Consider the following 23,328-nt stretch of genomic DNA (forward strand, 5'->3'; position numbering starts at 1 on the left):
AACAGGTACAAACATCTTGAATAACGTAGATGGGTGACCGGAGCGGAGGATATAAATGAAAGCTTATTTTATAAAGAATGCAAACGTGCTGAATCAAGAAGGGGAACTTGAACGGAAAAGCATTATGATAGCGGATGGCAAAATTCTTGACATCATGGATGAAAATGCAGGCTACTTCGCTTCAGAAGATACAGATGTAGAAGTGATTGATGCGGCAGGCAAGCTGGTTGTCCCAGGGCTGATCGACATGCATGTACATCTTAGGGAGCCGGGATTTGAGCATAAAGAGACGATCGAAACCGGCAGCCGTTCTGCTGTAAAAGGCGGGTTTACCACCATCGCCTGCATGCCGAATACGAGACCTGTCACAGATGATCCGGAAACGGTGCAGATGGTGCTGAAAAAAGCACAGGAAGCAAATCTGGCAAAAGTACTGCCCTATGCAGCTATTACGATCAATGAACTGGGCCGTGAGCTGACCAACTTTGAAGCACTTAAATCAGCAGGTGCGATCGGCTACACAGATGACGGTGTTGGTGTGCAGAGCGCGCAGATGATGAAGGATGCGATGGCCTTAGCGGCTTCGCTGGATATGCCGGTTATTGCTCACTGTGAAGATAACTCTCTGGTAGAAGGCGCATGTGTAGCCGAAGGAGAGTTCGCAAGGAAGCATGGGCTCAAAGGGATTCCAAACGAGTCTGAGGCAATCCATGTAGGACGCGACATTCTGCTGGCAGAAGCCACAGGCGTGCACTACCATGTCTGCCACGTAAGTACAGAGCAATCCGTAAGACTGATCCGCCAAGCGAAAGAAATCGGAATTAAAGTAACGGCTGAGGTATGTCCGCACCATCTGATACTGGCAGATGAAGACATTCCGGGTCTGGATGCGAATTGGAAGATGAATCCTCCCCTTCGTTCCCGCCGTGATGTAGAAGCCTGCATCAAGGGGCTTGAGGACGGAACGCTCGATATGATCGTCACAGACCATGCACCTCACAGCGCGGAGGAGAAAGCCAAAGGGATGGAGCTCGCTCCGTTCGGAATTGTCGGGTTTGAGACCGCATTTCCGCTGCTCTATACCAAGTTCGTGGAGACAGGAAAATGGACGCTCAAGTTTCTTGTTGACAAAATGACAGCTGAGCCTGCTCGGGTATTCAGACTGGATACAGGTCGTCTTGAGAAGGATGCCATCGCGGATGTCACCATCATTGATCTTGAAGGACTTCGCGCGGTTGATCCGAACGAGTTTGCGACCAAAGGACGCAATACTCCATTCACAGGCTGGGAGCTCAAAGGCTGGCCGGTTATGACTTTTGTAGACGGCAAGAAGGTATATTCTGATCCAACATTAAGCTAAACAAGTAATCAATATGGTTTACGCACTATTATCTTATCAATTCATTATGTAAGCACATTTTAAATATGAAACAGATACAACGAAGGAGTGAGTTGGATGCAGGCACAAGCAAGATTATTACTAGAAGACGGCACATTGTTCACAGGCAGAGCATTCGGGGCTGAAGGTGAGCAAACAGGTGAGGTCGTTTTTAATACAGGAATTACGGGCTACCAAGAGGTGCTCTCTGATCCTTCTTACTGCGGACAAATTGTAACAATGACCTATCCGCTGATCGGAAACTACGGAATTACCCGGGATGACTTTGAATCCATCCGTCCATACGTGCATGGTTTCGTAACTCGCCGTTACGAACCGGTGCCAAGCAACTGGCGCGCTGAATACAGCATTGACATGCTGCTCAAAGAACATGGGATTATCGGTATCAGTGATATCGACACACGGATGCTGACACGCCGCATTCGTCACCAAGGAACGATGAAGGGGATTCTAACAACAGGCTCCAAGCCGGTTGAAGAGCTTCTGGAAATGATGGGTGATACGACGATTGATGAGCTTCGCAACCAGGTGCCAATGACTTCTACGAAACATGTATATAACAGCCCTGGCATCGGTGAAAAAATCGTACTTGTTGACTACGGTGCGAAAACAGGGATTTTGCGTGAGCTGAACAAGCGCGGCTGTGACATTGTGGTCGTACCTCATGACACGACGGCAGAAGAGATCCGTAGATTGAATCCGGACGGAATTCAGCTCTCTAACGGCCCTGGGGATCCAAAAGACGTGCCTCATGCAGTCAAGATGGTATCTGAGCTTCTGGGTGAATATCCGATCTTCGGGATCTGTCTGGGACATCAGCTGTTCGCTCTGGCAGCAGGTGCAAATACGGAAAAACTGAAATTCGGACACCGCGGCGGTAACCATCCGGTGAAGGAGCTTGAAACAGGACGCTGCTATATTACTTCCCAGAATCACGGCTATACGGTTAACGAAGAATCCATTAAAGGAACAGATCTGGAAGTTACACACATCAACAACAATGACAAAACGATTGAAGGGTTGAAGCATACCAAATACCCTGCTTTCTCAGTGCAGTATCATCCAGAAGCAGCACCAGGTCCACAGGATAATTCCTATCTGTTCGACCGCTTCCTTGATATGATTCGTGAACATAAACAAAACAACCCGCAGAAGCCGCGCCAAGCCGTTCTTGCCGCAGCAGGGAAAGGAGCACGCTAACATGCCTATTAATAAAGACCTCAAGAAAATTCTTGTCATCGGGTCCGGCCCGATTGTCATCGGTCAGGCTGCAGAGTTTGACTATGCCGGGACCCAAGCGTGCCAAGCGCTCAAAGAAGAAGGCGTGGAAGTTGTTCTTATAAACAGCAACCCAGCTACGATTATGACAGACACCAATATGGCAGACAAAGTATATATCGAACCCATCACGCTCGACTTTGTCACCCAAATCATTCGTCAGGAGCGTCCGGATGGACTTCTTCCAACGCTTGGCGGCCAAACGGGCCTTAACATGGCCGTGGAGCTGGCTCGTGCCGGCGTACTGGAAAGTGAAAATGTAAAATTGCTCGGAACTCAGCTTACTTCGATTGAGAAAGCGGAAGATCGTGATCTGTTCCGTGAACTGATGCGTGAGCTGGAACAGCCGGTACCAGAAAGCACGATTGTAACAACAGTAGAAGAAGCAGTAAAATTCGCTAATGAGATTGGATACCCAATCATTGTTCGACCTGCTTATACGCTGGGTGGAACGGGAGGCGGTATCTGTGCAGATGAAGAAGAGCTTCTTGAGACTGTAGCTTCGGGTCTTCGTTACAGCCCGATTACACAGTGCCTCGTTGAGAAGAGTATCGCGGGAATGAAGGAAGTCGAATATGAAGTCATGCGGGATGCTAACGATAACTGTATCGTTGTCTGCAACATGGAGAACTTTGACCCGGTAGGCGTGCATACAGGCGATAGTATCGTTGTGGCTCCAAGCCAAACGCTGTCCGACCGTGAATATCAAATGCTTCGCTCGGCATCGCTTAAAATTATCCGCGCCTTGAACATTGAGGGTGGATGTAACGTGCAATTTGCGCTGGATCCGCAAAGCTTCCAATACTATGTTATCGAGGTTAATCCGCGTGTCAGCCGCTCTTCTGCTCTGGCTTCCAAAGCAACGGGATATCCGATTGCTAAGATGGCGGCCAAGATCGCACTCGGCTATACACTGGATGAGATCATTAACCCGGTAACAGGTCAAACCTATGCATTCTTTGAGCCAACGCTTGATTATATCGTAAGTAAAATTCCACGCTGGCCATTTGATAAATTTACATCCGCTAACCGTAAGCTGGGTACTCAGATGAAAGCAACCGGCGAGGTTATGGCGATCGGGCGTACTTTTGAAGAGTCCATTCATAAGGCTGTCCGCTCTCTCGAGATTGGTGTGAACCGCATCTATCTAAAAGAAGCGGCAACACTCGAAGATGAGGTACTTAGAAACCGCCTTGCTAAACCGGACGATGAGCGAATGTTCTTAGTCGCTGAAGCATTCCGTCGTGGATACACGCTCCAAGAAATTCAGGATATTACGAAGATTGACTGGTGGTTCCTGGATAAGATTGAAGCCATCGTCAAATTCGAAGACCAGATTCGGTCAGAGAAAGAACTGACTGCGGAAACATTGTATCAAGCGAAACGCATGGGCTTTACAGACCGTTCTATTGCCGAGCTTCGTGCTGAAGGTCAACCAGGGACAGCTCATACGAAGGAAAGTGAAGTCCGTGAATTGCGTGAGGCTCAAAACCTGCGTCCTGTCTACAAAATGGTAGATACCTGCGCAGCAGAGTTCGAAGCAACCACACCATACTACTACTCAAGCTATGAAACCGAGAATGAGGTTCTTCCTTCCGACAAGGAGAAGATTGTGGTACTCGGTTCGGGTCCGATTCGGATCGGCCAAGGTATCGAATTCGACTATTCAACAGTACACGCGGTATGGGCGATTCAAAAGGCGGGATACGAAGCGGTTATTATCAATAATAACCCTGAAACAGTATCCACGGATTTCAATACGTCTGACCGACTCTACTTTGAACCATTGTTCTTCGAAGATGTAATGAACGTAATTGAGCAGGAGAACCCGATCGGCGTCATCGTGCAGTTCGGTGGACAAACCGCGATCAACCTGGCTGCACCGCTTGCCGCAGCAGGAGTGAAGATACTGGGTACAGATCTTGCGAGCATTGACGAAGCCGAAGACCGCAAGAAATTTGAAGCACTGCTGTCCCGATTGTCAATTGCACAGCCGCAAGGCAGCACAGTTACTTCTGTTGATGAGGCCGTTGGCACTGCACAAGGTTTGGGCTATCCGGTACTGGTGCGTCCTTCCTACGTACTTGGCGGACGCGCGATGGAGATTGTATACTCCGACAGCGAGCTGCTCAGCTACATGGAGCAGGCAGTGAAGATTAATCCTGAGCACCCGGTGCTGATTGACCGCTATATGCTGGGTAAAGAGGTTGAAGTCGATGCGATCTGTGACGGTGAAACGGTTCTGATCCCGGGAATTATGGAGCATGTTGAACGGGCAGGTGTTCACTCCGGTGACTCCATTGCAGTATATCCTCCGCAGCACCTGGAAGCACATTTGAAAGAAAAAATTGTAGATATCACGATTAAAATTGCGAAGGAACTCAAGACGATCGGGCTCGTGAACATTCAGTTCGTTATCTATCAAGATGATGTGTATGTTATCGAGGTTAACCCTAGATCTTCAAGAACCGTTCCATTCCTGAGCAAAGTAACCGGCATTCCAATGGCGAATCTGGCGACCCAGGCGATTCTTGGCAACAAGCTTGCGGATCAAGGCTATGTGGATGGTCTATGGCCGGAGAGTGATCATGTATCGGTGAAAGTGCCGGTCTTCTCCTTTGCGAAGCTGCGCCGTGTAGAACCTACGCTGGGACCTGAAATGAAATCTACGGGTGAAGTTATGGGTCGTGATGTGCTATACGCGAAGGCGCTGTACAAAGGACTGATCGGAGCCGGCATGAAGATTCCTTCTTCCGGCGCGATTATCGCCACTGTAGCAGATAAAGACAAGGACGAGGCTGTATCTCTGCTCGGCGGCTTCTACAAGCTTGGCTACAAGATCATTGCAACGGGCGGTACTGCGGATGCACTCGCTAAGGCGGGAATTCCGGTTCAAACCGTCAACAAGCTCAGCGAAGGAACACCGAACATTCTGGATATGATTCGTACAGGTGAAGCGAACTTCGTATTCAATACGCTGACAAAAGGTAAAACACCGCAGCGTGACGGGTTCCGTATTCGCCGGGAAGCTGTTGAGAACGGGGTTGTATGTATGACGTCTCTGGATACGGTACGCGCACTTCTGCAAATGCTGGAGACCATTAACTTCTCCTCCGAATCCATGCCAGCGTTCAGCCGCTGATTCGCATAGACAATATCTTAGAGGACATCGATAAAGCTCTGAATCAGCGGGCTTTATCCGATGTCCTTTATAACGAATAAAAGAAATGGATGGAGGAGAGCGGCAGATGCAATTATCTTCTGAATATAAAGAAATGGCTGGACGCCTGATGGTAGCGTTGGACTATCCTGATGCAGACGGTGCGAGACAGCTGATTGACCGTCTTGAGGGAATACCTTGCTACATGAAAGTCGGAATGCAGCTGTTCTATTCGGCAGGTCCGTCCTTTGTGAAAGAGCTTAAGGAGAAAGGGTATTCTGTATTTCTGGATGTGAAAATGCATGATATCCCCAATACAGTGAAGGGTGGCTCACATAGCGTTACCCGGCTGGGTGTGGATATGTTCAACGTTCATGCCGCTGGGGGCAGAGAGATGATGTCCGCTGCACTGGCGGGAGCCAAACAGGCAGCGGAAGAGGAGGGACTTAGAGTTCCGACGATTATCGCAGTAACTCAGCTGACAAGTACGAATCAGGCGACGATGAACGATGAAATTGGCATTCCAGGCGATGTAGAGACGGCTGTTGTACGCTATGCCTCGCTCGCCAAGGAAGCGGGACTTCAAGGTGTAGTTGCATCACCGCTAGAGGTAGCTGCAATCAGAGAAGCATGTGGAGATCAATTTTATACGGTTACACCGGGGATTCGCCCTGCGGGAAGCGCGGTAGGCGACCAGTCCCGAATTCTTACACCTGGACAAGCCATCGCTGGAGGCAGCAGCTACATCGTTGTGGGCCGGCCTATAACTGCCAGTGAGAACCCAAGAGCGGCAGCAGAGCAAATTATTGAGGAGATGATGAATCAATGACAACATTAACGCAAATTCCAGAACAGCTGGCATCCAAATTGCTACAGATTAAGGCAGTGGCACTGCGTCCGAATCAGCCTTTTACCTGGACCTCCGGCATTAAATCTCCGATCTATTGTGACAATCGGCTCACGATGTCCTATCCCGAAATTCGAGATCTAATCGCTGAATCGTTCGCAGCAGTTATCCGCGAGCAGTATCCGGAAACAGAAGTCATCGCTGGAACTGCAACCGCCGGTATCCCTCACGCTGCATTCGTTGCGCAGAAGCTGGGACTTCCGATGATTTACATTCGTGACAAGGCCAAAGGGCACGGGAAAGAAAACCTGATCGAGGGACTTGTTCGCGAAGGTCAAAAAGTCATCGTCATTGAAGATTTGATCTCCACAGGAGGAAGCTCTTTGAAGGCTGCAAAGGCGGTACAGGAAGCTGGAGCAGAGGCACTTGCCGTACTGGCAATCTTCAGCTATCAGCTGGATCGGGCATCGAAGGCTTTTGAAGAAGCGGGAATTCCACTGCAAAGCTTGTCCAATTATACAGCGCTGACTGAGGTGGCTCTGCGTGAAGGAGCTATTGCCGAAACGGACCTGGAATTGCTTCGCTCCTGGCGTGAAGATCCAAATTCATTTGGATTGTAATATAAAAGTTTCTATAGATAGGCGGCCCTGCGGAGGGCCGTTTTTTTGTTGTCCCGAACAAATGAAAATTATCTTTAAAAGGTTGTAACTTATTCCTGTTTTATGTCGTTTATAATGCAGATAGAAATATTTGTAATTATATTCTAGTTATTTCCTTGTGATGTTTGGGGGCTGGTTGTTATACGAATACCATTTCGCAGCAGAAAAACGCAGGATGAGGACAAGAGTTCTTCTATATTTGCTCAGGAGAAGGATGATGCACTGCCGCCAGAGAGAGCACCTGTACTTGAGATCATCAGCAAGGAAGAGGAGAGCGAGGTTATCGGGCGCTCGGATTCGGATTCATCCCGATTGGAGGCCGGTGAGACTGTTCTTAAGGTGTGCAATGTTCATCGCAGCTTTGAGACGGGAGGCAAGGCCATTCATGTACTGAAAGGTATCGATCTGGAGGTCCATGCGGAGCAGCTTGTTATGCTGAAAGGAAGGTCAGGCTCGGGAAAGACGACTTTGCTAAATATGCTGGGAGGTCTTGATCAGCCAACCAGTGGTGAGATTTATTTTGATGGCAGGGCTCTGCATGATACAGGAGACGGGAGTCGAACCAAGCTCAGACGGCAGGATATTGGTTTTATTTTTCAGGCGTATGCTCTGATGCCCTTACTGTCTGCATGGGAGAATGTAGAGCTGTCCCTTCGGATGGCAAATGTTCCAAGGAGTGAATGGAAGGAGAGGGTGGCTTATTGCCTTGAGATGGTGGGCCTTACCAAACGGGCGAAGCACCGGCCCTTTGAGCTGTCAGGCGGAGAGCAGCAGAGAGTCGCAATAGCCAAGGCCATAGCACATCGTCCGAAGCTTCTGCTCGCGGATGAACCAACGGCAGAGCTTGACTCCAAGATGGGAGCACAAGTGATGGCGGTTTTTCGAAATATGATTGCAACAGAGCAAGTAACGATCTGCATGACGACACATGATCCTACGATTTTGGAGGTTGCAGACCATGTTCATGAGATGGTGGACGGTAAATTTATTACATAACGAATCCTATACCAGCTGGAAGAGACGCCTTCGGAGCATTGCACTAGTTGGTGCAGCAGGTCTTATGCTCAGCGGCTGTTCCTTACTGCCGGCAGAACCAGAAGAGGAGGTACTACCCCCAATCACACCGCCGACCATATCCAAGAAGCCGGAATATGAAGTTCGTACAGAAACGATTGAAACCAAGGTTTCGGGTTCCGGCAAGCTGATGAGTCAGAGAGAGGAGAAGGTTTATTTTACACTTGATGGCATGCACGTCAAGGAATTGTTCGTCAAACCGGGAGATAAGGTGAAGGCTGGACAGCAAATTGCTGTGCTGGATGTGGAGGAGCTGGAGAAGCAAATTCGCCAGAAGAAGCTGCAGATTCGAAAAGCGGAAGTGCAGATGAAGGAGACACTCCGCAAAAAAGACGAGATGGACCCAGTCGAATATGAAGAAGCTGTAATTACGTTTGAAGAGCAAAGACAAGAGTTAGCGGATCTGGAGGAGCAGGTAGGCAAATCAACGCTGTCAGCCCCTTTTGCAGGCACCGTGCTGAGTGTTCAGGTGGAAAAAGGAGCTGCTGTGAAGGCATACGATCCGATTGCGACCATTGCTGACACATCTAATCTCGTCGTTGCCGCTACTTTTGCCAAGAAGGATCTGGAAGTGATTGCACAAGGAATGAAGGCTGATGTGGATATTAACGCGGCTGGAACGCATACAGGTACCATTCAGGTAATGCCTATGGAATTAGCCGAAGAAACGGGCTCTGGAGGAGATGGCGGAGCAGGGACACCTCCTGCTCAGGAATCACTGGACCAATATGTCATTGTTGAGCTGGATGATTGGCCGGAAGGGCTGAATCGCGGTACTCCTCTTACCGTATCAATTGTAACTCAGCGCAAAGAGAATGCCGTGTTAATACCGATCTCTACACTTCGATCCATTGGATCCAGAACGTATGTACAAGTTGTAGAGGCGGATGGTAGCAAGAGGGAGGTTGACGTTGAGGTAGGTCAGCAGACATCGACGGATGTTGAAATCCTCAAAGGTCTGACGCCCGGACAGAAGGTGGTCGGAAGGTAATGAAAGGAATGCCCTTGTTGCGCCTCTTGGCTCGAAAAATGTGGAATACCCGATGGCTCACGCTAAGTACCTTGCTTGGTCTTATTGTGGCTGTAGGTTTCACCGTCAGCATCCCTATGTATGCAGATGGAGCGTTAAAGCGTGTCGTTGCTCAGTCTTTGGAGGAAGAGAGCAGCGGTATGCCTGCAGGTTCTCTGCTCATGAGCTATCAGGCGGCAGGAGGAACGAAGACAGACCTTGCCTCGCTGAACGAAGTTGATCGATATATTAGGGAAGATGTTTCGAGCAGCATCGGCTTCGATCACAATACTTATCTTAACGTCCGTACGATCCGCAGCACGGAAGTTAGTCCTGAAGATCCTACCAAAGTTGACGCCAGCAGAATCAGGACCATGACCGCTGGCGCAATGACTGATCTAGAAGATCATGTAACAGTGACTCAAGGTGTTATACCAGGGAATCAGGTGCGGGATAACGTGATTGAGGCAGCGATGCTCGAGGAAGGTATGTATCGAAACGATCTGCATGTCGGTGACATCCTGGAATATCCCGTATACAGCGGGCTGGATCTGACGCTGAGGGTCAAGATTACAGGTGTCTTTACTCCAGATGATCTGACTGATCCTTATTGGTTCCAAGGATTTGAAGGAATGATGAATGGACTGTATGTCGATCCAGAAGTGATGAATACTTATTTGCTGGGAGAAAAAGGCGTTCCGCTTCAGACTTCGAGATGGTATTACGCCTTTGACTTGGGTGAGATTCAAACGAGCCAGCTGCCAGGGCTGGGAAGAACACTCGAACGATTGGACATCGAGCTGTATCAACGATTAAAGGATACTAAGGTCGACATCTCTTTCGGTGATTTGCTTGCTAACTTTAGAGCCCAGAGCCTGCAGCTGCAGACCATGCTCTTCACACTTGCGGTTCCGATGATTGCCATGGTCTTCTATTTTATCGTCATGAACGCAAGACAATCGCTTCAGAAGCAGGAGAGTGATATTGCTGTTCTGCGGAGCCGGGGAGCATCAGCCAGACAGATTATTTTGTTGTATTTGCTGGAGGGTTTGATTCTCGGCGCAGCAGCAATGATGGCAGGTCCGTTTCTTGGCTGGTTTATGGCGAAGAGCATAGGCTCTGCTAGCGGATTCCTGGAATTCGTCGATCGCAAAGCGATACCTGTAGGAGTAACGCAGGATGCACTCTGGCTGGGGCTTGTTGCGGTAATTGCGTCTATGATCGCTTCCGTTATTCCGGCAATTAATTATGCAAGAGCGACAATTGTGGATGCCAAGCGCCGGCAGGCGAGAAGTGATCGTAAGCCGATATGGCAGCGGTGGTATCTCGATATTTTATTGCTCGGTATTTCTGGCTACGGCTACTATCTGTTCTACGAACGCCAGATGCTGACCTTTCAAACAGGAATGACAACCGATCAATTGCAGGTGCAGCCTTTTTTATTTTTTGTACCCGCCATCGCGATATTTGCTATGGGTCTGTTCTTTCTGAGGTTATTCCCGTTGATTCTCAAACTGATCCAGTTGATCGGCCGCAAAATTTTTCCGGTTCCGCTCTATCTGACGTTGACTCAGCTCTCTCGGTCTTCATCTTCTTACTACCCGCTTATGATCCTGCTGGTTTTGACTCTGGGACTGGGCGTGTACAATGCATCTGCTGCAAGAACCATTGATCTGAATTCCACAGAACGTACGCTGTATGAATATGGTACGGATGTTGTTATGCAGACCGTATGGGAGGGTTCACCTGAATTGACTCCAGTCAGCGGTGGAAACGCGGGCGGAGGTGGTAATCCGAATGAGCCCGGAGGCAGCGCTGGGGGCGGAGGAAATAACAATGGTGGAAATACAGGCGGTAATCCCGGAGGAAATCCAGGAGGCGGGGGCAATCCTGGCGGTGGAGGAAATCCAGGCATGGGCGGAGGCGGTACAGCGCCCGGAAGAATGATTTACTCTGAACCGCCGTTTGAAGTATTCAGGCAGCTGCCTGGCGTAGAACACGCTGCCAGGGTCCTGCAAACCAAAGGCAATGTCATTGTCTCAGGTAAATCAGCAGGTCAGGGAATGATTGTAGGCATTGATAATGTAGATTTTGCCGAGGTGGCCTGGTTCCGTAATGATCTATTTCCAGCTCATCCGAATCGTTATCTTGATCTGCTCGGTCATTATGAAGGGGCCGTCATAATTCCTTCTAATCTTGCGGAGAAATATCAGCTGGAAAGTGGAGACATCATATCCATTGCTCTGCAGGAGCAGATGATCGAATTTGTTGTATTTGGTATTCTGCCATACTGGCCGGCACAATACCCTGATCAGACACCGTTCTTCATCACCAATCTGGATTATATTTACGACCAGGTGCCGATGATTCCGTACGAGGTGTGGCTCAAGATGGAGCCTGATGCCTTAGTTGCTCCTCTGATGACGGAATTAGCCAATGCAGGGATTGAATTGTCCTCTGTCAAGGATGTCCGTACCGAGCTTGTAGCAGAGAGCAAGCATCCATCGCGAGGCGGAGTCTTTGGCATATTAAGCCTTGGATTTCTTGTTTCCATTATTATTTCATTAATTGGTTATGTACTGTATTGGTTCTTTAATCTGTCAGGCAGAGTCGTTCAGTTCGGTGTGCTGAGGGCGATGGGACTCTCCAGAGGTCAGCTGAGCGGGATGCTGCTGCTTGAACAGGTATTTACGGCGGGGTTATCCATCGCACTAGGGATCGGTATAGGTCAGCTGGCGAGCAGATTGTTTCTTCCATTCCTGCAAACGACGGATAATGTAGAGACTCAGGTGCCTCCGTTCCGGATCGTGTTCGAAGCCAGTGATACGAATCAGCTGTATATCGTAACCGGAGTCATGCTCTTCATTGGAGCAGTGATGCTGTTATGGCAAATTCGCAGACTCAGAGTACATCAGGCTGTGAAGATGGGAGAGGAGCGCTGATATGATTCACTGCGAAGGCTTGGTCAAGATTTATAAAACCAGCGAGGTTGAAGTCGTAGCTCTTCAAGGTCTGAACCTGACTGTCGAAGAGGGTGAGATGATGGCAATTATCGGCAACAGCGGCAGCGGTAAGTCAACACTGCTCAACATCCTTGGGGGTCTAGACCGCCCCTCTGCTGGAACAGCTGTCGTAGGGGATTGGGATCTGCTCAAGATGACGGAAGCACAGCTTGTGGAATACAAGAGACACACCGTCGGCTTTATTTGGCAGAACAACGGCCGGAATTTGCTTCCCTACATGACAGCTCTCGAAAATGTGGAAACACCGATGATGCTTGGCGGGAAATATGATCGGAGCTATGCAAAACAGCTGCTTGAATGGGTAGGGCTTGAGCACCGAATGCACAGCAGACTGCACCAATTATCAGGGGGAGAGCAGCAGCGGGTCGCCATTGCGATTTCTCTGGCCAATCGGCCTCGTTTGCTGCTTGCTGATGAACCTACAGGTTCTGTTGACAGCGAGACAAGTGACCGGATCATGGATATTTTTCGGAAGCTGAATCGGGAACTGGCCGTCAGTGTTGTCATCGTCACCCACGATATGGCACTAGCGAATAAGGTAGACCGAATTGTTGCTATTCGTGACGGGCTTACCAGCACTGAATTTGTTAAACGCAACGCCAATTTGGACACAGAGGTTGTCCCAGGCAGGAGCGAGGTGCATGAAGCATTTGTCATTATTGATCGAGCTGGCCGTCTTCAGGTGCCGAGAGAGTATTTAGAAGCGCTGTCTATTGATAATCGGGCTACTCTTGAGTTTGATGGTGAGCGTATCGTCATTACGCAGCCGAAGTAACCATAGAAAGGGAGAATGGGAATGATAAAGAAATCTGTATTTCGTCGACCGGTCATCGCGATGCTGACATGTATGACTTTGCTGACTCCACTTCTTGCAGCATGTACTTCTAATGAACCATCTGATGATCAAGAGGAAAGAGTGCTTCGAATTGGTACCTTGTATGGAAGTAATGATGATACCTATTTTAGACAGCAGTATACGGATATTTTTGAGGTGCTGAATGACAATATAACGATTGAAATTGTACCTGCAGTGGACCAGGATCAGTATCAATATTTCGACTACACCAAGAATGAACAGCCAGAGCAGCCAGATACCCTCGAAGCGGTCAAGAAGCTGATGACGGGTGACAATCCGGTGGATGTTATTGTCGGAGACACCTCTGTATTTAAGTCGCTTATTCAGGAAAATATGCTGACACAGCTTGATCCTCTAATTGCCGAGGATGAGTTTGATACGACGGATATTGTCCCGACCGTGCTGGACGGGATCAAGGATATGGGAGATAACAATCTGTATGCCCTGACACCTACTTTCTCATCATCTGCATTGTTTTATAACAAAGCGATTTTTCAAAAGGCAGGGGTGGAACCGCCAGCAGATGGAGCGACATGGGAAGATATATTTGATCTTGCAAGACGGGTAACGAGCGGTGAAGGTGAGGATCGCGTGTATGGCTTTTCCTTCAATCAATACGGCGGCGATACTTATTACAATGTTCAAACATATGCATCACCATTGCAGCTGCGAATCTTTGATGACAAAGCCGAAACGATGACCGTCAATAACGAATCCTGGGAGAGAGTATGGGATACCGTAGCTACGCTGACTCGGGACAAAATTGTGCCTGGTCAGGAGGTTTATGAATATCAGACAGATCAGACCGAATTTAATCCTTTCCAAGGCAATATGTTTATGGAAGGAAAGCTCGCTATGGTTGTTTCGGACTACAGCTATGTCACCAGGCTGATTAATGATAACAAGTATGCTGAGACGGATGATAAGTTTGACCCGATTGATTGGGATGTTGTTACCCCTCCTGTACATCAGGAGAAGCCGGGCATTGGCGGGAATGTATATCTAAGCAGCCTGATGGCTATTAATAGTAACGCTCAAAATCCAGACGATGCCTGGGAATTCATCAAGTTCCTGAACGGTGAAGAATGGGCCAAAGTCAAGGCAAGAAGCAGCTATGAGATGGTGTCACGTAAGAGCTACATCCAGCCAAAGGAAGGATTGGATTATAATATTGCTGCTTTCTACACATTAAAGCCGATCCCGCCGACAAGCACGGATATGAACACACTGTACCAGAAGATGCCGAATTTATGGCAGGTGGACTCCGTAGGCCAGAAATACTTCAATGAAGTTGTAGAGAATAAGAAGACACCGAAGGAAGCGCTGGAAGCCTGGGAGCAGGATGGAAATGAAATGCTGCAGAAGCTGAAGACAGATCCGAAGGCGAGCTTCGAGGATAAATTAGCCGCAAACTAAATAAGCTTAATTCAATAGCCGCTTGATTAAATTTCATCTCGCGGCTATTTTTTGTGCTTTTGGGTATCCTAATAGTAGAAAGGAAACAGCATCCATTATGGAGTCAAAGGAAGATGAACAAGAGTGAAATGGGTATATTATTCAAGATTATACGGTAGTAAGTTTCAGGCAGGTTGCTTCGCGAAGCGGATGGAGCAGGACGGATGGATCTATGGGCATGATGAACCGCAGCAGGTAGAGGTATACAAATCACGCAAGGGGCGCTATGGTGTCCGTTTCATTCCATAAGGAGCAGTCTTCGTTTCTCCAAAAAAAGTGCCTTGACAATTCTATTACACATCATGTATATTATTAGATGTCGCTGTTTTAAGTTTTATTGACGCGGGGTGGAGCAGCTCGGTAGCTCGTTGGGCTCATAACCCGAAGGTCGCAGGTTCAAATCCTGCCCCCGCAATAGTTACATACAGCGCACTAATATGTGTAATAGAATATTGATTCAGGGCCCTTAGCTCAGTTGGTTAGAGCGGTCGGCTCATAACCGATTGGTCGGGGGTTCGAGTCCCTCAGGGCCCATACCTGAACAGCCTTTGCGTAATACGCAAAGGCTTTTTTATTTGTAGTTTCCTGAACTATTTTTATAATGATATGAAACTGATTCTCTTCTCTTACAATATTGTAAGTAACGTGGGATTCAACTGCATAGCAGAGAGCAGAGAATCAAGTGCGTTTATGCATAGCGAGTCCTAATGTTGGTTTAAAATAGGGCAAGTTTTGTTTAAATGATCCATATATCGTTTATATAAATTAGACTTTTCAATATATTGTAGAAGAAATGAGTTTTATGCATTCTTAATAAATTCATATACTGGACTATATCAAGGTACGATAACCGTACCTTTTGTATAAGAAGTGAGGTATCTGCAGCGACTATAAATCTGCAACCATGACGTTGAACTGGATGGTCAGCAATCAATCATGATATACTTGTAGGAATATTACGGAGGGGAGGTGGACACATTGGGAAGGCGTTACTGTATTTTGAACCGCAGACGGAATTAAACGAACGGAAAATATTCAAGCGGGCTGATCATGATGGCATGAACAAGGTTCTTCTCATGAACACCGCCCCTCATCGGCCGAAGTTGTTATGTATACTTTATTCGAATTATAAATTTTAATACAGTAATTCATTAGAGATGCTGTAAATATTCCTGGAGGTGAATCCCTCTTAAGAGGGAAATTATTGGACATTATCACGATTACCAATTTAATATTACTTGTCATACTACTTGCGCTTACCGCGTTTTTCGTTGCTGCGGAGTTTGCTGTAGTTAAGATCCGGATGTCACGTATCGATCAGCTTATCGCTGAAGGAAACAAGAAAGCAGTGGTTGCCAAAAAAGTAGCTTCAGATCTCGATTATTACCTGTCTGCTTGTCAGCTCGGTATTACGGTTACTGCACTTGGTCTGGGGGCGCTGGGTAAACCGGCTGTTGAGAGTCTGCTGTATCCAGTGTTTAACTACTTTGAATTGTCCGAAGCTGTTTCATCTGTGGCTTCTTATGCGATTGCGTTTATCTTAGTTACCTTCTTGCATGTGGTCGTAGGTGAAATGGCACCGAAAACATTGGCGATCCAATTTGCGGAGAAGATGACTCTGCTGCTCGCAGCACCTCTCTATTGGTTCGGTAAGATCATGTCTCCATTCATTTGGGCACTAAACGGTTCTTCCCGGGTTATGCTGCGTGCGTTCGGTGTTAAGCCGGCAGGACACGAACAGGCGTATTCCGAGGATGAGATCAAGATCATTATGAATCAGAGCTACGAAGGCGGCGAGATCAATCAGACAAAGCTTTCTTATATGGAAAATGTTTTTTCCTTTGATGAGCGGGACGCAAAAGATATCATGGTTCCGCGTGTGGATCTGGTAACGCTCGATATAGACATGGTTTATGCGGATATTGTTCCTATTTTTGACGAGTATAATTATTCACGTTATCCGGTTGTTGAAGCTGGAGATAAGGATAAAATTATCGGTGTGGTTAACGTGAAGAAGATGCTTCCTCATATTGTGGACGGAAGTGAGCATCGCCTTGAAGAATTTGTACGTGAGCTGCCGTATGTCTCGGAAATTACACCGATTCAGGAAGCGATGATCAAGATGCAGCAGCAGAGGGTGCATATGGCAGTCGTTATTGATGAATACGGTGGTACGTCCGGGATTATAACGATGGAGGATATCCTAGAGGAGATCGTTGGTGAGATTCGCGATGAATTTGACAGCGATGAGAAGGCTGATATTCAGCAGCTCGGGGACAACGAGTATCTAATCAGCGGGCGAGTCTTATTGGATGAGCTGGAGAAGCAGTTTGGCTTCATATTTGACGGTGCGGATGAGGTAGATACAATCGCCGGCTGGATTCAGTCCAAACGAGGGGCATCTCTCGAGGAAGGCGATATCGTTGAACAGGATGAGCAGATGTGGAAGGTCAAGGAAATGGATAATTTTCAAATCAAGCAAGTCGTGTTACGTAAAATTCAACAATAATATTGTTCTTTGTGGATCTTAAATATATAAAATACTATAGGACTCTGGAGGTGAATCCCTCTTAAAGAGGGAAATCATTGGACGGAATAATTGCATTAAATTTGTTTTTAGTAGCTGTATTCATTGGACTGACAGCATTCTTCGTCGGAGCTGAATTTGCGATTCTCAAGGTGAGGATGTCACGGATCGACCAATTGATTGCGGAAGGCAACAAGAAGGCTGTTCTGGCCAAAAAGGTCGCACATGAACTGGATTATTATCTGTCGGCGTGTCAGCTGGGAATCACGATTACGGCACTCGTGCTGGGAGCATTGGGTGAACCAACTGTTGAGAAAATGCTTCATCCGGTATTTGACAGCTGGAATCTGCCGGCTGCCCTATCGACGGTATTGTCCTATGTCATTGCCTTGTCGGTTGTTTCCTTCCTGCACGTTGTTATTGGTGAGCTTGCTCCCAAGACACTGGCTATTCAGTTCTCAGAGAGAATGACTCTGCTGCTGGCAGGTCCGCTGTATTGGTTCGGTAAGATTATGTATCCTGTAATCACTGCACTGAACAATTCAGCTCGCCTGTTGTTGAAGATTTTTGGTGTGAAGCCTGCCGGTCATGATACCGTGTATTCAGAGGAAGAGCTGAAGCTGATTGTTAACAACAGCTATGAAAGTGGAGAAATTAATCAGACAGAGCTTGATTATTTGAAGAACATTTTTGATTTTGATGAGCGCATCTTGAAGGAGATTATGATTCCGAAAGGGAAAATAGCTACTTTTAGCAGTGATATGTCTCTTGAGAGCATGCTTGAAGTCATTCATCAATATGAGTACACCCGTTACCCTGTTATTCATAAAGGGAATAAAGAGCAATATCTCGGCTTTATTAACACGAAAGAAATGCTGACAAGCATTGCTGCCGGCAGAGAATGGGATCTGAGCGGGTTTATTCATCCGATGCCAAGTCTTAAGGAGACCTCCCCTATTAAGGATGTTCTTACTAAAATGCAGCAGAATCGGGTTCATATTGCACTTGTAACTGATGCTAGCGGCCAAGTTACAGGGCTCGTTACGATGGAAGACATATTGGAAGAGATCGTAGGAGATATTCATGACGAATATGATGATATTGCAGTGAACAGTGTACCTGCTCTTTAAAGGACGATCCGTTACGTGAAAGTTTATATAAATCTCATATCGTTGGACAAAGACCCTTGCATATTCGTATGTAAGGGTCTCTTTGCGGTACGAACAAGTCTAGTGCATCTTAATCAAAGAACTGAATTCTTAAGGTGGAGCAGCCAAATTTTACAGTTGATAAAAGAACATATGTTCCTATATAATATATACAAACAAATGTTCTTATTGGGGTGAGCTTATGCCGCGTAAATATATTGGCAAGGTTGTAGAAATTGTTTATCTGGATCGAGCAGGGCAGGTTAGTCAACGTAATATTGAAATTCATCGAATAGTAAATGGCAGAATCTATTCTACATGTCTTCATACAGGGGCTCCGAGAACCTTTAACGAGGAGAATGTGCTGGCTTGGCGACCTGTTAGAGCAATAATAACAGCTTAGGGAGTGATGAGGATGATGCCTGATTTTGAACGCAAACTGCTGAGGATTCTATACAATTTTTGTGGGCAGCGGAGACGCATGCCTCAAATGATGGAACTGGAAGTCAAGACCGGGAGAACAGAAAGTGGTATTCGGAAAGCTCTAAGAGAGTTAGAAAGACAAGGATTTATCAAGTGGCAGGACCAATCGTCGACAGAACACATTGTGATTCTAGAGGGCTGGGAGCCAGAGGAGCAAACGTCAGTGCGTTCGATGCCAGCTTTATCAGATGGGATGGATTATTGGACGAAATACTAGCTGCTGCTTATTTCATAAAGTGACGGATAATCCAGGAGATCAGCGTAAGGATAAGACTGATCACGATACAAGTAACAATGGGGAAATAGAATTTAAAGTTCCCTCGATCTACATAAATATCTCCTGGCAATTTACCAAGTTGTATAAATCTTCCGAGTACCATCCAGATCAATCCGACAATAATCAGTGCAACCCCAGCAAATATGAGAAGCTTAGGCATATTGTTCATGATTAGCTCACCCCCGTTAAATAATAAAATAGCCAGAGCCATGTGCCAAGCCCCAGCTAATTCATATCTATGATTTACATCTAATTATAAATTTATGAACAGTACATTGTAAGATCACTTTAAAGGGAACAGTATGTTATGGTAAATAGAGCAACTTAAGATAAAGCTAATTTTCTGGAGCGGTTAATACTAATGATCCGGGTAATTTGCTCTACTTCCTCATAAGGAATCCAAACCGGACCAAAGGTGGTTCTTAATACAAGCTTTGATGAATGATCTGTAGGAACAGGATACCCGGTTAAGGTCTCTCCATCTTTGCTTCTTACCATGATCTGCTGATTACGTTTCATCGCAATAATCGCTTCTTTATTCATAAGCCTATTCTCCCTATGCCAGTAATTGATGTAAAGAATAAGAATCAGGTCTAATTACATTGCAAACTGGTTGTTTTATCACATGCTTTTCACTTTCATGTCTACGAATAGTCTATCAGAACTAGTTCTAAATTTCTACAATAATCCAGAAATAAATATCTTAAAGTTAAATAAACCAATTCGGGTGAAGCTTAAACATTCGTTGGATCACATGAGGAAATGAGTGAGCAAGTTTAATGTAGCAGATAATATGGGTATAACTATCATAGGAGGAATGCACAATGAATATTCATGGATGGTATATCGTTATATTTGCTGTAATTATTGCTGCGGGTGTTGGCGGCGTTGCTTGGTGGATGAGAATGGCGAGCAGAAAGAAAGGGTACAAGGAAGAATAGGAAGAATAATCCGAAGATATAAGCTAAATATAGGTAGCTCGTCTGCTTTCTATTTCAGGATGCGTGATTAACTTCTCAGAGGGAGCAGAAATATGATGAATGTATTAAAATTCGGGATCGTAATGATATGCTTATTATTTCCTGTTGCTTGCGACACGGACTCTGCTGAGCGGGAAGAATTATCCGCAGATATAGCACGAACGGAGAACAACGATCCTTTTGTTACATGGTCCGGTGGAATTCCATATAAGGTGATTACCGAGGAAGCTCTTCCTGATAAGTTAGCAAGCAAAGAGCTGGGTGAAGTAACGATGGAAGTAACTTCATCGGAATTAACAGAGGATATTCAGCTAATAGGTCAAGATGGCTTAAGCAATTATTTGAAAGCGGGATCGCTGATATTTCAGTTAAAAGATGCGAACACGAATGAGGTTATTCTTGTCGAACATGAAGGCAAGATGTACAAAGCCGTGCGATTAGATCAAGAAGAATAAACCGTTCTTCAGGGCGATGCAAATGTTAAGGAGTCCATCTCAGAGAGGTGGACTTTATTGCGCTGTTAAGCTTGATTAGAAATTGATCTATAAAAGTACACGCAGAGCTTGTCAAATCGTGGCTGTTCATATATAATAAGAGATACCGGATTTTTGAGCATATTTGCTGGGAAAATTCGAAAGTGGTTGTGGATTGTTCATTAACTTTACCAGTGAGTTTGGTTAAACAGTCTATACACATACGCCGGGGTGGCGGAATTGGCAGACGCACAGGACTTAAAATCCTGCGATGGGTGACCATCGTACGGGTTCGACCCCCGTCCTCGGCATACATTTATATGAAATAGGCTGGCTCCTAACAGGAGTCCAGCTTATTTTTTTAGATACCTATATGTTGTATAAAGGGATTGGAAACGAGGAGAGCCGATATATGTTTAATAATGACTGGGACGCACTGCTGCAGGACGAGATGAATAAAGATTATATGCAGGAGCTTCGATTGAAGCTGGCTGCTGAATATAAGACGCAAACGATATATCCTCCGAAGGACGACATATTCAATGCGTTGAAATTAACCTCGTATGCGAATACAAAGGTCGTGATCATTGGTCAAGATCCATATCATGGAGCAGGTCAGGCAGAAGGGCTAAGTTTTTCTGTCAAAAAAGGGGTTAGAATCCCTCCATCTTTGCGAAATATATATAAAGAATTACATAGTGATCTAGGAGTATCCATTCCTGCACATGGGTCTCTTCAGGATTGGGCGGAAGAAGGAGTTTTGTTATTAAATAACGTATTAACTGTGAGAGAGGGAGAACCTGCTTCACATCGCCATATCGGATGGGAGCGGTTTACTGACGCGGTAATCGAGAAATTAAATGTTCGGGAGCAGCCTATGGTGTTTATGCTCTGGGGAAGTCACGCACAGAAGAAGGGGGCGTTCATAGATCGTTCCCGTCATCTGGTTATAGAATCGGCTCATCCAAGTCCGCTTGCAGCTCGGAATGGTTTTTTTGGAAGCCATCCGTTTTCTCGAGCGAACGCCTTCTTGGAAGCAGAAGGAATCAAACAAGTAAACTGGACAATCTCGGACAATTAACAAGAAGACACGGAGGTGAACGGGAGAATGAAACATTGGGTAGGCCAAAGAGTGCTGGTGGAACGAGCAGGTGGTCGTAAAGATCCCGTTCAAGGGATATTGCTGAAGTGGGATGCAGATGCCGAAATCATCGTCGTTGGAGCGAAGAGAGTCAAGATTCCGTTTAGTCAAATTATACGAATTCATCCCTTGGCGGAGGATGCCTATGGAAAAGGCAAGAAAAGAGCAAGGTCCTCAATTCATACGGTCGGATATGTGATGCGCCAATCGATTCAATTTGATAACGCAATTTACTTCAAATCTGCGGTAACGGTATGGAAAGGGGCTAAGCTTATTAAGTACCGGACGACGATCAGCTCACATGACAACCATAATGTGGTGCTGGAGGACGGGACCGTTCTTGATAAGGAATTGTATACGTTTGTTGTGAGATCAAGACGCGGATAGGATCTCATTATTATGTTTAATTGAAATTTTATGTTTGTATCATGCTGCGTTAATAATTATGCGGTAATCTGTACTCGTAACCCTTCAAGAGATGATTGGTATATATGTAAACTCACCGGCTGCAAACGGTGGGTTTTTTGCTGTACATAAAAATTAGGATTTGCCCCATTTTTCTCCCACACTTAGGCTTGTATAACTTTAATTTTGGAAGGGGATTATACAAGCGACAGGCCAAAACAATAATCAGTGGGGTGAATGAAGATGAAAAAGCAATGGGCAGCCACTTTAGCAGCTGCAAGTATTTCTATGGTAATTGCTGTTCCGGCAATGGCTGAAACGAACACAAACCATATGAACGATAATCCGGTTAAGAATTCGGTTAATCGTTTGGAAAAAAACTTGGGCATTGATGGAAAAGACAACGGCACTACGGACATGAATCGTACGCGCACGATGAACAACATGAACAATAACATGTACGATGGCAGAGGTACTGGTACCGGTACTTACAATACCAATGCTTATAACAATGGTACTTATGGTACCAATAACGTTCGCGCCAATGCTACGACAGATCGTGGAAATGGCTGGGGATGGCTTGGCTTGTTAGGACTGTTTGGTCTTGCTGGACTTCGCAAAGAGAAGCATGAGGGAACACCTCATCACGCGAAATAATTGCTTTGCACTAACTAGGATTATTGGAGATGAATTACAAAAAAAGTTTGGAAAATCAGGATACCCGCCCTGTCATCTAATCTAGGTATTCATATACTATCTCATACCTTAGAGCTAAGGAGGAGAGCAGCATGAGTGAAGTATCTAGATCTGGATATTGTGGAGGATACAATGGTTGGTCTTCCATCGGCGCAATCCTTGTTCTTTTCATTCTACTTGTCATCATCTCCAAAACCATCCTCTACTAATCATCAGAAATAAAGGATCCCAGGGTATCTGCGGGTCCTTTATTTTTTTGTTATAATCTCTTCAAGTATCTCAATATCGAAAATGGGAGAAAGAAATGCATGGATATCAACTTACATTCCGCAGCAGATATGTTGCTCGAGCTTGATGTAGAACCATTTTGGTTAGGATTTCGAAAGGTCGCCTACGCAATATATAACTCAAGCGAAGTCCTTCTATTCCATCATCCCA

At 46.2% G+C, this 23,328-nt stretch carries 20 protein-coding genes and 3 tRNA genes; 21 read left to right on the forward strand and 2 right to left on the reverse strand.

Features of this window, described 5'->3' with window-relative positions:
* The first annotated feature begins 55 nt into the window (after window positions 1-55).
* From TCA2_RS07075 to TCA2_RS07145, 16 genes are all read left to right on the forward strand, one after another.
* On the forward strand, window positions 56-1,360 hold the full coding sequence (locus TCA2_RS07075) for a dihydroorotase (protein ID WP_047910890.1): 1,305 nt from the start codon (window positions 56-58) through the stop codon (window positions 1,358-1,360).
* Window positions 1,361-1,456: 96 nt separating this feature from the next.
* The gene (carA, locus tag TCA2_RS07080; protein WP_047910891.1) at window positions 1,457-2,599 is read left to right on the forward strand and encodes a glutamine-hydrolyzing carbamoyl-phosphate synthase small subunit; all 1,143 of its coding nucleotides are present in this window, start codon (window positions 1,457-1,459) and stop codon (window positions 2,597-2,599) included.
* A gap of 1 nt (window position 2,600) precedes the next feature.
* Window positions 2,601-5,819, forward strand: coding sequence for a carbamoyl-phosphate synthase large subunit (gene carB / locus TCA2_RS07085; protein ID WP_047910892.1), 3,219 nt, complete (start codon window positions 2,601-2,603; stop codon window positions 5,817-5,819).
* 106 nt (window positions 5,820-5,925) lie between these two features.
* Window positions 5,926-6,666: an orotidine-5'-phosphate decarboxylase gene (pyrF, locus tag TCA2_RS07090; RefSeq protein ID WP_047910893.1), complete on the forward strand. Its 741-nt coding sequence runs from the start codon at window positions 5,926-5,928 to the stop codon at window positions 6,664-6,666.
* Window positions 6,663-7,304: an orotate phosphoribosyltransferase gene (pyrE, locus tag TCA2_RS07095; protein WP_047910894.1), complete on the forward strand. Its 642-nt coding sequence runs from the start codon at window positions 6,663-6,665 to the stop codon at window positions 7,302-7,304. The genes pyrF and pyrE overlap by 4 nt, the downstream gene beginning before the upstream one ends.
* 261 nt (window positions 7,305-7,565) lie before the next feature.
* The gene (locus tag TCA2_RS07100) at window positions 7,566-8,339 is read left to right on the forward strand and encodes an ABC transporter ATP-binding protein (RefSeq protein WP_152557676.1); all 774 of its coding nucleotides are present in this window, start codon (window positions 7,566-7,568) and stop codon (window positions 8,337-8,339) included.
* Window positions 8,302-9,408: an efflux RND transporter periplasmic adaptor subunit gene (locus TCA2_RS07105; RefSeq protein ID WP_047910896.1), complete on the forward strand. Its 1,107-nt coding sequence runs from the start codon at window positions 8,302-8,304 to the stop codon at window positions 9,406-9,408. The genes TCA2_RS07100 and TCA2_RS07105 overlap by 38 nt, the downstream gene beginning before the upstream one ends.
* Window positions 9,408-12,368: an ABC transporter permease gene (locus tag TCA2_RS07110; protein ID WP_047910897.1), complete on the forward strand. Its 2,961-nt coding sequence runs from the start codon at window positions 9,408-9,410 to the stop codon at window positions 12,366-12,368. The genes TCA2_RS07105 and TCA2_RS07110 overlap by 1 nt, the downstream gene beginning before the upstream one ends.
* A gap of 1 nt (window position 12,369) precedes the next feature.
* A complete protein-coding gene (locus TCA2_RS07115) occupies window positions 12,370-13,224 on the forward strand; it encodes an ABC transporter ATP-binding protein (protein WP_047910898.1) in 855 nt (284 codons plus the stop codon).
* 21 nt (window positions 13,225-13,245) lie between these two features.
* A complete protein-coding gene (locus tag TCA2_RS07120; protein WP_047910899.1) occupies window positions 13,246-14,721 on the forward strand; it encodes an ABC transporter substrate-binding protein in 1,476 nt (491 codons plus the stop codon).
* 123 nt (window positions 14,722-14,844) lie between these two features.
* A complete protein-coding gene (locus TCA2_RS27135) occupies window positions 14,845-15,009 on the forward strand; it encodes a hypothetical protein (protein WP_170862441.1) in 165 nt (54 codons plus the stop codon).
* 92 nt (window positions 15,010-15,101) lie between these two features.
* A tRNA-Met gene (locus tag TCA2_RS07125) sits at window positions 15,102-15,175 on the forward strand.
* 45 nt (window positions 15,176-15,220) lie between these two features.
* Window positions 15,221-15,294 (forward strand) — tRNA-Ile (locus tag TCA2_RS07130).
* Between the two features lie 670 nt (window positions 15,295-15,964).
* The gene (locus TCA2_RS07135) at window positions 15,965-17,269 is read left to right on the forward strand and encodes a hemolysin family protein (RefSeq protein ID WP_047910900.1); all 1,305 of its coding nucleotides are present in this window, start codon (window positions 15,965-15,967) and stop codon (window positions 17,267-17,269) included.
* Between the two features lie 77 nt (window positions 17,270-17,346).
* Window positions 17,347-18,417: a hemolysin family protein gene (locus TCA2_RS07140; protein ID WP_047910901.1), complete on the forward strand. Its 1,071-nt coding sequence runs from the start codon at window positions 17,347-17,349 to the stop codon at window positions 18,415-18,417.
* Between the two features lie 433 nt (window positions 18,418-18,850).
* A complete protein-coding gene (locus TCA2_RS07145) occupies window positions 18,851-19,135 on the forward strand; it encodes a hypothetical protein (RefSeq protein WP_047910902.1) in 285 nt (94 codons plus the stop codon).
* A gap of 7 nt (window positions 19,136-19,142) precedes the next feature.
* Here the strand turns inward: TCA2_RS07145 and TCA2_RS07150 are convergent, their stop codons facing one another.
* Entirely contained in the window at window positions 19,143-19,364 is a 222-nt protein-coding gene (locus TCA2_RS07150) for a DUF2905 domain-containing protein (protein ID WP_047911221.1), read from the reverse strand.
* Between the two features lie 155 nt (window positions 19,365-19,519).
* Window positions 19,520-19,738: a hypothetical protein gene (locus TCA2_RS07155; protein WP_047910903.1), complete on the reverse strand. Its 219-nt coding sequence runs from the start codon at window positions 19,736-19,738 to the stop codon at window positions 19,520-19,522.
* A gap of 490 nt (window positions 19,739-20,228) precedes the next feature.
* Between TCA2_RS07155 and TCA2_RS07160 the strand changes: the two genes are divergently transcribed.
* The 5 genes from TCA2_RS07160 (at window position 20,229) to TCA2_RS27520 (ending at window position 22,851) form a co-directional block, all read left to right on the forward strand.
* Window positions 20,229-20,630 (forward strand): hypothetical protein, encoded by a 402-nt coding sequence (locus TCA2_RS07160; RefSeq protein WP_047910904.1) that lies wholly within the window; start codon window positions 20,229-20,231, stop codon window positions 20,628-20,630.
* Between the two features lie 243 nt (window positions 20,631-20,873).
* Window positions 20,874-20,959: transfer RNA gene (locus TCA2_RS07165), tRNA-Leu, on the forward strand.
* 101 nt (window positions 20,960-21,060) lie between these two features.
* Entirely contained in the window at window positions 21,061-21,729 is a 669-nt protein-coding gene (locus TCA2_RS07170; protein WP_047910905.1) for a uracil-DNA glycosylase, read from the forward strand.
* A gap of 27 nt (window positions 21,730-21,756) precedes the next feature.
* Entirely contained in the window at window positions 21,757-22,176 is a 420-nt protein-coding gene (locus tag TCA2_RS07175; RefSeq protein ID WP_047910906.1) for a hypothetical protein, read from the forward strand.
* A gap of 261 nt (window positions 22,177-22,437) precedes the next feature.
* On the forward strand, window positions 22,438-22,851 hold the full coding sequence (locus TCA2_RS27520) for a WGxxGxxG family protein (protein WP_052511808.1): 414 nt from the start codon (window positions 22,438-22,440) through the stop codon (window positions 22,849-22,851).
* The last annotated feature ends 477 nt before the right edge of the window (window positions 22,852-23,328 follow it).

Source organism: Paenibacillus sp. TCA20, from assembly GCF_000732325.1.
In the GTDB taxonomy this organism is placed as follows: domain Bacteria; phylum Bacillota; class Bacilli; order Paenibacillales; family Paenibacillaceae; genus Paenibacillus; species Paenibacillus urinalis.